Below are 13957 nucleotides of genomic sequence, written 5' to 3'. Positions count from 1 at the left end.
CAGGAGGTCCTTCTCACATCCCAACGACTACAGCGAGTCGTCGCAGCTCAACCAACGTCCCTGGGCAGTACAACTAGGCGAACGGCGCGCAGGGGCAGGACGTCCGGCGCCACGGCCGTTCGTTCGTCGATGATGGTCATCACTTCGCCTTTCGTCGTTGAATCACCGCGAACGTGTCCGCGGTGGGGCGTTTCCACAACGGTGCGGTGTGCGTCCGGCGCTGAGCACGATCACCACCCTCGAACTTTCTCGATTTTTCGGATACGGTCCGTTTCATGCAGGTCGACGACGACAACGCAGGCATCCTCGGCGCACGCATCCGGCACTTCCGGACCCACGCCGGCTGGACCCTCACCGCGCTCGCGACCGAGCTCGCCACCACGGCCTCGACGCTCTCGCTCATCGAGAACGGCAAGCGCCCGGTCCGCGCGGCCGAGCTCCCCGGCCTCGCCGCCGCGCTCCGTGTCGAGGTGCTCGACCTGCTGCAGACCGAGGCGCCGGACCCGCGGTCCGCACTCGAACTGGAGTTGCGGCGTCTGCAGGGCGGCCCGCAGTACGCGGCGCTGGGCGTGCCTCCCGTCCGGGTCTCGAAATCGCTGCCCCAGGACGCGCTGGCGGCGCTGGTGCGCACCCTGCAGGAACTCGACCGCAAGGCGCGGGAGGCCTCGGCGACGCCGGAGGAGGCGCGCCGGGCCAACACCGAGCTGCGCGAACGGATGCGTGGGCGCAACAACGCGATGCCGGAGATCGACGCCCTCGCGGAGGAGGTGGTCGGTGCCGTCGGGCACGAGGTCGGTGCGCTGACCCACCGGGAGGTCAGCCGGATGGCGGAGCACCTCGGGTTCGACCTGCTCTACGTCGACGACCTGCCGCACTCCACCAGGAGCATCACGGACCTCGCCAACGGCAGGATCTACCTGCCGCCGGCGTCCATCCCAGGCGGCCACGGGCTCCGTTCGATGGCGCTGCAGGCGATGGCGCACCGACTCCTCGGGCACCAGCCACCGTCGTCGTACGCCGAGTTCCTGCAGCAGCGTCTCGAGATCAACTACTTCGCCGCGGCCTGCCTCATGCCGCGGAAGCAGGCGGTCGGGTTCCTGACCGAGGCGAAGTCGGCGCGCGACCTGGCGGTCGAGGACTTCCGCGATGCGTTCGGCGTCACGCACGAGTCGGCCGCTCTGCGCATGACGAACCTGCTCACCGAGCACCTGGGGATCCGCGTGCACTTCCTGCGGGTCGGCGAGGACGGCGCGATCTACAAGGCGTACGAGAACGACGACCTGCCGCTGCCCACCGACGTCACCGGCGCGGTGGAGGGCCAGGTCGTCTGCCGGAAGTGGGTCGCCCGTCGGGCCGGTGACCGCAGCGCCCGGACGTCCGAGGCGCACCAGTACACCGACAACACCGCCGGCACCTACTGGTCGTCGACCCAGACCGGTTCCGGCCCGGAGGGCGGCTTCAGCATCACGTTCGGCGTCCGGTTCGACGATGCCAAGTGGTTCCGAGGTCGGGAGACCACTGAGCGCCAGGTGTCCACGTGCCCCGACGAGTCCTGCTGCCGCCGACCACCGTCGCCGCTCGCATCCCGCTGGTCGGACGCCGCGTGGCCGAGCGCACGGATGCACACCCGCGTGCTCGCATCCCTGCCGTCGGGCCGGTTCCCCGGCGTCGACGACACCGAGGTGTTCGAGTTCCTGGAACGGCACACCGCGTACGCGTAGGGGCCATGTTCTCCGTTTCCGCAAAATCCGACGCATTTCACGCGGGCCTCGCGGTCTCGACCGTGCACGTGAGACCGAGGGTGGTCAGACACCAGCACGGAACTCGACGAGGAGGCCCACCATGCCCCGGACCGCACAGCACCGCCACACCTTCCCACCGGCGGGGGTCCTGCCCCTGCCCGAGGTACCGGACGGCGCCTGGAACCACGACCTGGCCCACGCCGGCATCGCGCGGTGGGTGGCCCGCACCGCGCTGCTGACGCGGCCCGACGAGGTCGTCTGGGTCGACGGCTCGGACGAGCAGTGGCGGGACCTCGTGACCCGGTTCACGCTCGAGGACGACGTCGTGCGACTCGACCCCGGCGCCCGTCCGGGCAGCCTGCTCGTGCGGTCCCGCGCCCGCAGCACCGCCCCAGCCAGCGGCAGCACCGGCGCAGTGACCCGGACCGCCGTGCCCGCCGCTGGCCGCGCAGAGCGCCGCGCTGTGCTCCAACGCGTCGCCGAGGGCATGCGCGGCCGCACCATGTACGTCGTCCCGTTCCTGCTCGGCTCCACCGACGTCCCTTCCACCCTGGGCGTCCACGTCACGGACTCCCCCGCAAGCGTCGCGACCCTCCGTGCGCTCACCAGCGTCGGCGCCGATGCCCTCGACGCGATCGGTCCCGACGCCCGGGTCGTTCGCACCGTGCACGCCACGCTCCTCGCCACCCGTGACGTCCACGGTCGCCGGACGACGGGCGCCCCGGTGTCCCCTTCGGAACGCACAGTGCTGCACGACGAGCGCGGTGACACCGTCTGGGTGCTCGGCTCCGACGACGGTGCGGGCGTGGTCGACGCTCTCCGCGCCCACACGGAGCGTCAGGCAGCCGACCTCACGTTGCTCCGGGTGCACGACGCAGCTCGGGCCTCCGTCGTCGCGGTCGTCGGCGAGGTCGGTCGTGCGGTGGAGGGAGTGACTCCCGCCGGGCGTCGGGTGGACGTGCTGGCTGCCGGCCCGGTCGTCCTGGAGCGCGGCGCGCACGACGACGTGGTTGCCCGCCCGCTGACCATCGGCACGGTCATCCCGGTCCGGACGCTGACCAGACGTTCTGGCGTCGCCGCCGACACCGTCTTCGTCGACACCGCACTCACCGAGGACGGCGACGTGTGGTGGCCGGGTGCGGACGACGTGGCCGGGCTGCACCTCATCGACCACCGGGGGCACTACGTGCTGAGTGGCGCCGATCCTGCGACGGCCGGTGCCACGGACGCCCTCGTGGCCGTCCGGCTGCACCGAGCCGACGGAGCCGACGTCCGTGTCGACGCGTTCGTCGTCACCGACCCGGCCGGTGCGGTCAACGTCGATCTGCTCGCGGCCTCGCTCGGTGCGGCCATGCCGACCAGCGTGACCGAGTGGGGTGGCCCGGCCGAGCTCGGCGCAGCGCTCGACGTGGTGCACGACGAGGCAACCGGCTCCGCCGCAATGCTGGACGAGGAGGTCGCCGCGTGACCCACGACGAGCACGTCTTCGCCGCATGGATCGACGAGGAGTCCCTCGCCGAGGCGGCCATCCCGATCGTCGGCAGCCTGTACCGCCGGCAGAACGTCGTCACGACCGTCCACGGCCGGCGCCTCGTGGGGCTCTCGGCGAACCAGGTGCTGAAGGCGCACCGGTTCGCCCGGCACCTCGACGGCGTCGAACTGCACCCGTCCGACACCTTCCCGGTCCTCGGCGCCCTGGCCTCCCTCAACCTCGGGCCTGCGGTGATCGACGTCGCTGCCCTGCTCCGCCAGTTCCGCAAGCACGAACGTGCGGACGGCGGCTCGACGGACCTCACCGGGTTCCTGCGTGCCGAACTCGCCGACGTCGTGGGACACGGGGACCGAGCCCTGCCGCCCACCGACGTCGTCCTGTACGGCTTCGGCCGCATCGGAAGGCTCGTCACCCGGATCCTCCTCGCCCGCGCGGGTGGCGCGAGCGGGCTCCGCCTCCGGGCGGTCGTCCTGCGCCCGGGTGCCCGCGGGGACCTCACGAAGCGTGCCAGCCTGCTCCGTCGGGACTCCATCCACGGCCCCTTCGACGGGACCATCACCGTCGACGAGGACGCGCGGACGATCACCGCGAACGGCACCGTCATCCAGGTGATCCGCGCCCAGGCACCCGACCAGGTCGACTACCGTGCGCACGGGATCGACGACGCCGTCGTCGTGGACTCGACCGGCAGCTGGCGCGACCGTGCCGGCCTCGAACGGCACCTGGCCGCGCCCGGCGCCGGACGCGTCCTCCTCACCACTGCGGCGAAGGGCGACGTACCGAACATCGTCCACGGCGTGAACGACGGCGAGATCGGCGACGAACGCGTCCTCGCGGCAGCGAGCTGCACCACGAACGCCGTGACCCCGGTGCTCGCCGCGCTGCACGAACGCTACGGCGTCCGCCACGGACACGTCGAGACCGTGCACGCGTTCACGAACGACCAGAACCTCACGGACAACCACCACAGCGCCGATCGTCGTGGCCGTGCGGCGACGCTCAACATGGTGATCACCGAGACCGGTGCGGCGAAGGCCGTCGGCGCGGCGTACCCGGAGCTCGCCGGCCGGCTGAGCGGCAACGCGATCCGGGTACCGGTGTCGAACGGGTCGCTGGCCGTGCTCTCGCTCCAGCTCGACGGGTCACCCGACCGCGGCGAGCTGAACGCCTTCCTCCGCGACGTCTCGCTCGTGTCGTCGCTGCGCCGGCAGGTCGACTACGTCGACTCGCCGGAGTTTGCCTCCAGTGACGTGCTCGGGTCCCGCAAGGCGGGCGTGGTGGACGGTCTCGCGACCATCGCCGACGGCGACGGCTCCGCGGTCGTCTACGTCTGGTACGACAACGAACACGGGTACTCCCGCCAGGTGGTCCGCGTGCTCGAGTCCATGACCGGGGTCCGGCTCCCCGCCTTCCCCCGGGACCGCGTCGACGCAGCCGGCCGGTCGATCGCCCCGCTCGCGGTGGCCCAGCGGTAGCGCGGCCCGTTTAACGTGGACCGCTCGTCAGGAGGTACTCGAAGACGGGCACGGCGTTGCGCCGCCGGACATCGGCTGCTCCGGCCGTTCGCGGGACCATCCCCCCAGTATCGCGGAGGCCGGTCGACTCCGGCGCCGACCCGGGTCGGTCACCTGTCACGTCGGCCGGTTCACGACCACGAGTACCTCGTCGAGGGCGGCGACCACCGTCCGCCGCAGCCTGGAACCACCGCCGGCCACCGCGACGAGCAGCGCTCCGTCGATCACGCGCGTACAGAGCGCAGCCCGCTCCGGCGGAGCACCGCAGGCGGTGAGGACCGCGGCGACGTCCCACTCTATGCCCGGCCACATCCGAGCGAGGGTGTCCGCGAGACGAGGGCTCTCGCGGGGAGCGTCAGCGATCCACCCGACGGTCGACCGCAGCGTCAGGTCGTCGAGCGCCGGCCCGAGGTACGCACTGACGACGCGCTCGACCAGCGACGGCCGGTCGGCGCCACCGGCCTGCTCCGCGACGACGCGCTCGGCGACCCGGTGGCGGCGCGCATCGATCTCGGCCAGGGCCGCGACCAAGAGGTCCTCACGGGTGGCGTAGTAGTAGCGGATCGACGCAGCGGGCACACCGGCGCGTTCCGCGACCGACCGGTGGGTGGCCGCGCTCATCCGGTCGGTGAGCAGGAGCTCGACCGCAGCACGCAGGATCGACGACTGACGCTCCGCTCCGCGGTCCTGCCGGGTGTCCCTTGCGTTCACCCGTCGAACCTACTGCGCGGGCCGACGAGCACGTCGCGCCCGAGGCGTGATCGCGGCGACCCCGAGGACGAGTGGCGCGAGCGCGGCCGTCACGGTCATCGCGATCAGCCACGGCGTCGCGTCCGGTCCGAGGAGTGTGCCGACGATCGGGGTCGCGGCCGCGGCGAGGAGGTACTGCAACGCCCCGAGCACGGCGGCGCGCATGCCGAGGGCGTGGTCGCCACCACCCATCACCAGGGTCATCAGCGCTGGCTCAGCGGCGCCGAGACCGAGCATCGCGACCGCCATCCCGGTCATCACACCTGCGAGCTCGAGCCCGGCCCCGGTGAGCACGCCGGCCAGGACGACACCGGCGAGCATCACGCTGCTGCCGGCAGCGGCGACGGTCCCCGCTCCGGCCGTGCGCATCCACCACCCGGCCGCGCTCGCCCCGACCACCACGGCGAGGCCGGTGGCCGCGAACGCGATGCCGAACGCAGCGGGCTCCAACCCGAACACGTCCTGGTAGACGAAGGACGCGCCGCCGATGTACACGAACAGGAACATGAACGCGGTCGAGAGCGCGAGTGCCGGGACGATGAACGACGTCGACCGTACGGCGGTCAGTGCGGCCGTGCCGATCGCTCGCGCTCGGAAGGGCAGGCGCTCCGCCACCGCGAGGGACTCGCCGAGGGCCGACCATGCGAGCGCGGCGGTGAGCAGGCCGATGACGGCCATGAGCACGAACACGCCGCGCCAGCCACCGACGCCGTCGACGAGACCACCGATCGCGGGCGCCGCGACGGGACCGAACCCACCGATGGTCATGATCACCGCGAACAGCCGGCCGGCCTGGGCACCTGCGGCACGGTCGCGGACGCTCGCGTTCGCGATCACGAGTGCGAGGGCTGCGCCGATGCCCTGCAGGACGCGGCCGAGGAGCAGGACGCCGAGAGTGGGGGCGATCGCCGCGCCGACCGCTCCCAGCACGAATGCACCCAGCCCGATGAGCAGCGGACGCCGGCGACCGAACGCGTCCGCGACCGGCCCGGCGACCAGTTGCGCGACCCCGAGCGCGATGAGGTACACGGTCAGGGTGAGCTGCGCGGTCCCGGCACCGACCCGGAGATCGGATGCGAGGTCCGGCAGGGATGGGATGAACATGTCGACGGCGAACGGGCCGAGGACGGCCAACGCACCGATTGCCGTCACGACGCCGGCGCTGACACCCCTGGGCTGCTGCTGCTGCACGATCGCTCCACTCGGTTCAATACTGGTGCAAGTGTACAACTATCGCGTCGCGGGAGAAACGAACGGGAGGCGCGGTGTGGGCACACCGCGCCTCCCGCACCTGTGGTCGGCAAATCCTGGCCCTGGACCGGACCGGACCGGTCAAGCCGCGGTCACTCCGCCGTCGACCGTGAACGCACCCCCGACGACGAACGAGGACCCATCGGAGAGCAGCCATGCCGCCATCTCGGCGATCTCCTCCGGCTGACCGAGGCGCCCGATCGGCTGCGCCGACTCAGCTTTTGCCCTGAGCTCGGGATCGCCGAACGACTCGGCCGCGAGCGGCGTCATCGTGGAACCCGGCAAGATGGCGTTGACACGGATGCCCTTCGGTGCGTAGTCCACGGCGACCTGCTTCGTGAGCCCGACGACGCCGTGCTTGCTCGCGACGTCGGCGGGGAGGTTCGGGTACGCGATCAGACCGGCCGTCGATGCGGTGTTGACGATTGATCCGGCCCCCTGCGCCTCGAGGTAGCGGAGCTCGGCCCGCATCGACACGAACACGCCGGTGAGGTTGATCGAGATGACCTTGTTCCAGTCGGCGAGCGAGTAGTCGCTGATCTTGCCACCGGCACCGATGATGCCGGCGTTGTTGAACGCGCCGTGCAGGCCGCCGTGGTTCCGGACCGCAGCATCGACCATCCCAGCGGTGTCGTCCTCGTTCGTGACGTCGGCACGGACGAACTGCGCGGTGCCCCCGGCGGAGATGATGGTCTGCACCGTCGCCTGACCTTTCGCCTCGGCGAGGTCGACGACCGTGACCTTCGCGCCGCGAGCCGCCGTGAGCAGCGCTGCCTCTCGTCCCATGCCGCTGCCGCCTCCGGTGAGGATGAGGCTCTTGTCGGTGAGGTCGATCTTCTCGTATCCTTACGGGGTTGCCACTGGGTTCCCCTCTTCGTCGAGTGTCGGCGCGCGGTTGCGTGCCGACGTGCTTCCCACGATACGCCGAATGGCACAAAGTGCCACTCATCGATCCGCTACCGTGCAACCATGAATCAGTTGCGAGACGACCGTCAGCTCGCCGCTGCCGAACGATGCATCGACGCGATCCTCGCCGCCGGCTCGACCGCACTGTCCGTCGAGCAGCTCCGCACCGCCGCCGGAATCTCGAAGCGGACGTTCCACCGGTACTTCCCCTATAAGGCGCGCGCTATCCGACCGCACTACGCGGCGATGACGGCGACCTTCAGCGACCTGACGATCGCCGAGGAGCTCCGGTCGCGCGACGCGTGGGTGCACGCGTGGGAGCAAGTGGTCCTCGGGGAGGACCCGGCACGCAGCCTGGAACTCTTCCGCCTCATCCGAGCAGACCCGGAGTACTGGTCGGTGTTCCTCGAGGTCGTGCAGGACGGCGAAGCCGTGTTCGCCGAGGCGCTCGGAGGACGCGGCGGGGATGCGGCGGAGGGGAACACCGCGATCGACGCCGAAGTGACCGCGGTGGCCCTCGTCGCCGCATCACGTCTCGCCCTGACGGCCGCGGTCGACGAGGGTGCGGACCCCACGATCGCATTCGCGCGGTACCTCGACCACTTCGATCCGCCACTGCTGGCCACCGACGAGCGCTGACGTCCGCGACGTCCTCTCGGCCGGACAGCGGCGCGACGTTCAGGCCAGGCGCTGCCGGCCAGATCGTGGCGCGACGCTCAGGCCAGGCCCTGCCGGCCGGACCGTGGCGCCACGGTCAGGCCGGGTGCTGCCGGCCGGACCGGAAGACGGCGACCAACGCGCCCGAGACCACGCACAGCGCGGGTACGAGCAGCAGCCCGCCGCGCACCCCCACGACGTTCCCCAGGAACCCGAGCAGGACTGGGGCGCCGGCGATCGCCACGCCGAGCGCCAGGGAACCCCACGCCGACGCGTCGTCGGGACGCCCGCCCGACACCGCGATGAGCCGGGCGAGGGAGAGCGGGAACTGTCCGGCGATGCCGAGGCCCACCACCGCGAGCGCGGCGATCGCCACCGGTCCGGACGGTGCGATCCAGAACACCGTGAAGCCGACGACGCACACGGCGATCGACGTCAACAGGAGGACGTCCACGCTGACGTGCCGGGTGAGCGCACCGACGGCGACCCGGCCGACCGTCATGCCAGCGAGCATGACCGCGGGACTCGCGGTCGCGACGGCGTCACCAACGTCCCCTCTGGCCGAGAGCTCCACCGGCGCCCACACCGACAAGCAGAACTCGATGCCGAGCACGAGCACGAACGAAGCCCACACGCCCCAGAAGCGGCGGGACATGCGACCGCGGGGGCCGTGTCCCTCGCGCCGCCTGCCTGAGCTGCTGACCGGGTACGCACAATGCCGGACGGCAGCGGCGAGCGAGACCGCACCGGCGAGGACGATCACGACGGCGAGTCCGGCGCGCCAGCCCAGCACGGTGACGCTCGCCGCGCCCACGGCGACGGGTGCGATGATGCCGGCCACCTGCGAGACCGCGGATCCCTCGCTCAGTGCGCGCGGCGAGTTCGGCCCGTGCACGTCGGCGAGGTCGGCGTAGGCGGCGGACTGCACGAGGGTGCCCGCGAGCCCGGCCACCGCGATGCCGACCAACGTCAGGATGATGCTCGCGCCGGTGACGTACAGCCCGACGCCTGCGCACAGTCCCCCGACCCCGACCCAGGCGACGCGGATGCGTCCGAACCGCCGCACGGCACCGCCGGAGCCGAGTGCTGCGAGGACGAACCCGATGCCGAACGCCGTGGCGTGGAGGGACGCCACGGCGGTCGAGACGTGCAGGTCACGTGCGACGAGACGGACGGTCGGCGCGTAGCCGTCGATGACGAACGCGACGAGGCCGAGCTGACTGTACCGGATCCACGTGGTCGCGCTGCGGACGAAGGGCCCCGCCGTGCGGGGGGACGACGCCGTCTCCGTGGCGCTCACCGGAGTTGGAGCGCCGGCGACCGCACCGAGCTGTGGCCCACCTCGAACCGCGCCGGGTCGAAGCGGCTGAGGTCGATCTCGGGCTGCCGGTCGGTGACCAGGTCGGCGACGAGTTCCCCGATGACCGGGGAGATCGCGAACCCGTGCCCGGAGAACCCGGTGGCCAGCGCCACACGGGCGTCGGGGTCGTGCCATCCGATGAGCGGCTCGGAGTCCGGCGTCCATCCGTCCATGAGCTTGACGGAGCGCACGATCGAGTCGGTCAGCCCGTCGAAGTGGTTCCGTGCCTTCGTGCGCAGTCCGACGAGGTCGCGCTCCTGCAGCGCGAAGTCCATGCTCGAGGGGGGTTCGGCGTAGCCCCAATCGAAGTCCCCACCGACCTTCACGTACGGACGGTCGAAGGACGGTGCCCCGTAGACGTACGCGCCGAGGGCCTCGGGCGTGCCGATCGAGAACACCGGCATGTCCGGCCGGGAGAACCGCTCGACCGCGTCTGTCCGGGGGGCGAACCAGGCCATGACGAGCTTTCGGGCATGGACGGCGAGCTCGGGCAGCAGGTCACCGACGAAGGCCCCCGTCACGACGACGATCCGGTCGAACCGGTAGTCGCGATCGCTGCAGAACACGCGGACGCCGCTCGCTCCCGTCGCCCAGCCGAGGACGCGGACTCCGCTGACGACCGCGGCACCGTCGCGGCGAGCTGCCTGCACGGCCCCCGACACGGCGTACTCGGACCGGACGCCGCCGCCGCGTTCGTCGAACACGGCGATCTGGCCGTCGTCCAGCCGGAACTGCGGGAACCGTGCCGCGACGTCGGCACGCTCGAGCACGGCCCGGTCGTCTCCGTACCGGCGGCGTGCGCTCGCTGCGAGCCCACGCATGAACGGCGTGTCCGCGTCGTCGATGCTCAGCGCACCGGTCCGGGTGAGGACACTGTGACCGGTGTCGCGCTCGTACCGGTCCCAGGCCGATCCGACTCGGCTGAGGATCGGGTCCTCGCCGTCCGGACCGGGGTCCGGGACGATGGTGGAGATGAGCCGGGTCTCCCCGGCGTGGCCGCTCCGGTCATTGGGCGATGTGCTCTGCTCGATCCCGAGCACGCTCGCTCCTCGGGCCGCGAGGATACGGAGGATCTGGCTCCCATTCGCGCCGAGTCCGATGACTCCGATGGTCGCGTCCAGCATGGGCTTTCCTTTCGTCGGGACGGTCACGCGTCGTTGCGTCCGCGTCCGGTTTCGTCGGCCGTCAGGTGCTCGAGCCGGTACTCGCTCGGTGAGCGGCCGAAGACCTGGCGGAAGAGGTGGGAGAAGTGCGCCGCGTCCTGGATCCCCCAGCGCACGGCGACGTCACGCACGACGACGCCGTCTGCGGCGCACTCGAGTTCGATGCGGCAGTGGTCGAGCCGGCGGCTGCGGATCCAGTCGGTGACCGTCGTCCCGCCCTGACGGAACACGCGCTGCACCTGTCGAACCGACATGAAGTGCGCGTTCGCGATGCGTTGTACGCCGAGGTCGGGGTCGGCGAGGTGCGCCTCAACCCAGCTGCGCAGGGTTGCGAGCCGACCGTCGTCGGCGGAGACGCCCAGTCCCTCCGCGTGCAGGGTGATGGTCGAGCGGAGCACACCGAGCACGGCTGCCTCCAGCTGCGCGGAGGTGCGGGCACCGTCTGCATCGAGTGCGCGTTCGACGCCGACGAGGTAGGCAGCCGTGCCACTCCCGAGCCCGGTCCGACCGGAGATCCTCGTGGCGGTGACCGCGCGGACGATCTCGTCCGACAGCCCGAACCGATCGCGCGGGCACCCGAGGATCAGGGCGCGAGCAGAGTCGTTCGTGGTGATGGTGAACGGGCGCGTGGTGTCGTAGACCGTGATGTCCGCCGGGCCGACCACCGTCTCGCGGCCGTCCTGCTCGACGGCCGAGTACCCCTCCAACTGCACGGACACCTTGTAGAGGCCGACGTCTGCGGCGTCGATCAGGTCCGGTGTCCGCCGCACCCGCAGCGCTTCGTGGGCCAGGTCGCCGAGGCTGGTCGAGCCCATCTCGAAGGTGGCGAGCGCGCCGCGGAACACCCCGGTGCCGTCCGCCTCGATGTCGAGCGCGACGTACTCGTCGCGCACCCGGTCCCGCCACTCGACGAAGGACAGCGCGCGCGACTCTTTCGTCGCGATGGTCGACGTCACAGCAGCACGCTCACCTTGGCGAATGGGAACGTGAAGTGCCAGGTGCTCTGCTGCCCGGCCCGGAAGTGTGCGAGGTCGCCAGGGCCCAGGTCGGCGGCGGTGCCGTCCTCGAGTTCGACACGGACCGCGCCGTCGATCACGTACACCACCTCGTCCCGGTCGAACGGGTAGGGCGCGACGGTGCTCATGGTCCGAGCGTCGGCACGCCAGATCCCGGCCCGACCGGGGGCAGCCCAGACGATCTCCCCGGCGTCGGAGCCACCGGGACCTGGAGCGGCGGTGAAGGGTGCGGTGGCCGCGTTGACGATGCTCGTGGTGGGTACGTCGGTCATGAGGGAACTCCTTCGTCCTGACGGCGCCGGCCCCGGTGGCGGCGCTGCCGTGACCCACGATGCCCGGCCGGTCCCGGCTGTCGGTATGCCGTGCGCGACGGACGTCTTGTCCGTCAGCGACGGATCGGTCGCGGCCGTTGGAGCGGGTCCCCCGGCTCGCTACCGTCACGGCAAGTCATCCGCATGTGACCCATCCGACGAAGCATGAGCTCCCACCCGCGGAAGGAAACCCCATGGCATCCCGAATCCCCACCGTCGCCCCTCCGACGTCGTCCGGTCAGTCCGCGACCCGCTCTACGATCACCGGCCACCACCCCGATCCCGGGTCCGGTCCGGGCCGTGGCGGCGATGCACCCCAGCAACTCGCCCACGACAGCATCGGGTTCATCAGGAACGTCTCGCAGCCGATCGCGGTCGCCGGGCCGACGGCGGGCACCGCGATCATGGCCAGCGTCATGGCCGGTGTCACCGGGACCCCCGGACCGCTGTCCTTCCTGCTCGGGATCGCCGCGGGCGCTTTGCTCGTGCACGTGTTCACCTCGCTCGCCCGGCACTTCGAGTCCGCCGGCGGGACGTACCTGCTCGCGGGTCTCCTCGTCGGGACCAGGACGGCCGTCGTCGTCGGGTTCCTGTACGCGGCGTCCCTGTTCGGCGCGAGCGGTGGCATCACCGTGAACGTCGCCACCTTCTCCCAGACCCTTGTGCAGGAGATCACCGGCGCCGAACTACCGTGGCCATTCTTCGCGGTGGTCCTCGGCGGCGTCGCGCTCGTCCTCGCGGTGAACCACGTCCGGCGGTTCACCGCCGTGATCACGGTCGTCGAGGTGATCGGCTTCATCGCCCTCATCACGCTCGGCGTCACCGTGCTCGTCCGCGAGGGGCTGAACGGCGCCGACGTGTGGGCGGCCTTCTCGGTGCAGGGCATCACGCCCGCGCAGGTCTTCCTCGGCGTAGTCGTCGCCTTCTCGTCGTTCGGCGGCTTCGAGGCCGGCCTGCTGCTCAGCGAGGAGACGAAGGACAACAAGACCACGGTGCCGCGCGGCATGTGGACCGCCCTGCTGCTCGCCGGCACCTGCTACGTCTTCGCGTGCTGGTTCCAGTACGTCGGGTTCGGCAGCGTCGACGCGCTCGCGTCGTCGCCGGAGCCGATGTTCTCCCTCGCTCGCGACTCCTTCGGCGCCCCGGTGGCGGACGTCATGGTGTGCCTCGTCATCCTCGCCGGCACCGCAGCCGTGAGCGCGTGCATGGGTGGCGGCGGCCGGGTCCTGTACGCGATGGTCCGCGACGGGCTCGCACCGCGCTCGTGGGCAGTCCTGTCGCGGGTCGCGCAGGCGCCCTACCGGCTCGTCGTCGGGGGTGCGGTGGCGGGCGCGCTGGCGTGGTCCACGTGCGCGCTGCTCGGTCTGAGCGGTCCGGACGCGTTCAACGACATCCTCACGACGGGCGGGTTGTTCCAGATGCTCATCTACACGGTGATCAGCGGAGCGGCCGTGGTCTGGTCCACCCGGCGACGTGAGTTCATGACGGTCGCCGTCGCGGCGCTCGCCTTCCTGATCTCCACCTACACGCTGGTCACCACCGTGTTCCCGACCGGCGGGGGCGGCCTGGGGATCCTGCCGCTGGTCGCCGCGGTGTACCTGCTGCTCGTCCTGGCGTTCGTCCTCGCCGCCGGCGGGCGTGTCCGGCGGATTGCGCAGTCACCGTACTGGCGCGCCGCGCACGCGGAGCGCGCAGCCCTCATGGCCCGGCCCGGCGGATCCGGCCGCGTGGACGACGTGGCCTGAGGGACGACGGCCGGGAGGCACGGTGTGGGCACCCGCACCGCGCCTCCCGA

Annotated in this window: 12 protein-coding genes; 5 read left to right on the top strand and 7 right to left on the bottom strand. The window is 71.4% G+C overall.

From position 1 onward, the window contains the following. The first annotated feature begins 275 nt into the window (after positions 1-275). The 3 genes from ITJ56_RS15915 (at position 276) to ITJ56_RS15905 (ending at position 4709) form a co-directional block, all read left to right on the top strand. A complete protein-coding gene (locus ITJ56_RS15915) occupies positions 276-1721 on the top strand; it encodes a helix-turn-helix domain-containing protein (protein WP_194631604.1) in 1446 nt (481 codons plus the stop codon). Between the two features lie 121 nt (positions 1722-1842). Then, entirely contained in the window at positions 1843-3210 is a 1368-nt protein-coding gene (locus tag ITJ56_RS15910) for a hypothetical protein (protein WP_194631603.1), read from the top strand. Then, the gene (locus ITJ56_RS15905; protein WP_194631602.1) at positions 3207-4709 is read left to right on the top strand and encodes a glyceraldehyde-3-phosphate dehydrogenase; all 1503 of its coding nucleotides are present in this window, start codon (positions 3207-3209) and stop codon (positions 4707-4709) included. Before ITJ56_RS15910 ends, ITJ56_RS15905 begins: the two co-directional genes overlap by 4 nt. A gap of 156 nt (positions 4710-4865) precedes the next feature. On the opposite strand, the gene ITJ56_RS15900 is transcribed toward ITJ56_RS15905, so the two are convergent. From ITJ56_RS15900 to ITJ56_RS15890, 3 genes are all read right to left on the bottom strand, one after another. After that, complete coding sequence (locus tag ITJ56_RS15900; RefSeq protein WP_194631601.1) at positions 4866-5459, bottom strand: TetR/AcrR family transcriptional regulator; 594 nt, start codon at positions 5457-5459, stop codon at positions 4866-4868. Positions 5460-5468: 9 nt separating this feature from the next. Beyond that, on the bottom strand, positions 5469-6689 hold the full coding sequence (locus ITJ56_RS15895) for a Bcr/CflA family efflux MFS transporter (protein ID WP_194631600.1): 1221 nt from the start codon (positions 6687-6689) through the stop codon (positions 5469-5471). 141 nt (positions 6690-6830) lie between these two features. Beyond that, positions 6831-7583: a glucose 1-dehydrogenase gene (locus ITJ56_RS15890; RefSeq protein WP_323749845.1), complete on the bottom strand. Its 753-nt coding sequence runs from the start codon at positions 7581-7583 to the stop codon at positions 6831-6833. 135 nt (positions 7584-7718) lie between these two features. Here ITJ56_RS15890 and ITJ56_RS15885 point away from each other — a divergent pair, with 135 nt between their 5' ends. Further along, a complete protein-coding gene (locus ITJ56_RS15885; protein ID WP_194631598.1) occupies positions 7719-8294 on the top strand; it encodes a TetR/AcrR family transcriptional regulator in 576 nt (191 codons plus the stop codon). Between the two features lie 115 nt (positions 8295-8409). Here ITJ56_RS15885 and ITJ56_RS15880 read toward each other — a convergent pair whose 3' ends face one another. The 4 genes from ITJ56_RS15880 to ITJ56_RS15865 are packed head-to-tail and all read right to left on the bottom strand — an operon-like array spanning position 8410 to position 12123. Next, positions 8410-9612, bottom strand: coding sequence for an MFS transporter (locus ITJ56_RS15880; RefSeq protein ID WP_194631597.1), 1203 nt, complete (start codon positions 9610-9612; stop codon positions 8410-8412). After that, on the bottom strand, positions 9609-10796 hold the full coding sequence (locus tag ITJ56_RS15875) for an FAD-dependent oxidoreductase (RefSeq protein ID WP_194631596.1): 1188 nt from the start codon (positions 10794-10796) through the stop codon (positions 9609-9611). The genes ITJ56_RS15880 and ITJ56_RS15875 overlap by 4 nt, the downstream gene beginning before the upstream one ends. A 23-nt stretch (positions 10797-10819) precedes the next feature. Next, the gene (locus ITJ56_RS15870) at positions 10820-11791 is read right to left on the bottom strand and encodes a helix-turn-helix domain-containing protein (RefSeq protein WP_194631595.1); all 972 of its coding nucleotides are present in this window, start codon (positions 11789-11791) and stop codon (positions 10820-10822) included. Then, positions 11788-12123 (bottom strand): cupin domain-containing protein, encoded by a 336-nt coding sequence (locus ITJ56_RS15865; protein ID WP_194631594.1) that lies wholly within the window; start codon positions 12121-12123, stop codon positions 11788-11790. Before ITJ56_RS15865 ends, ITJ56_RS15870 begins: the two co-directional genes overlap by 4 nt. A 233-nt stretch (positions 12124-12356) precedes the next feature. Here ITJ56_RS15865 and ITJ56_RS15860 point away from each other — a divergent pair, with 233 nt between their 5' ends. Continuing rightward, a complete protein-coding gene (locus tag ITJ56_RS15860; RefSeq protein ID WP_194631593.1) occupies positions 12357-13907 on the top strand; it encodes an APC family permease in 1551 nt (516 codons plus the stop codon). Positions 13908-13957: the final 50 nt, after the last annotated feature.

Origin of the sequence: Curtobacterium sp. VKM Ac-1376 (genome assembly GCF_015351025.1) — a bacterium.
In the GTDB taxonomy this organism is placed as follows: domain Bacteria; phylum Actinomycetota; class Actinomycetes; order Actinomycetales; family Microbacteriaceae; genus Curtobacterium.
This window is presented reverse-complemented; position numbering and strand designations above follow the sequence as displayed.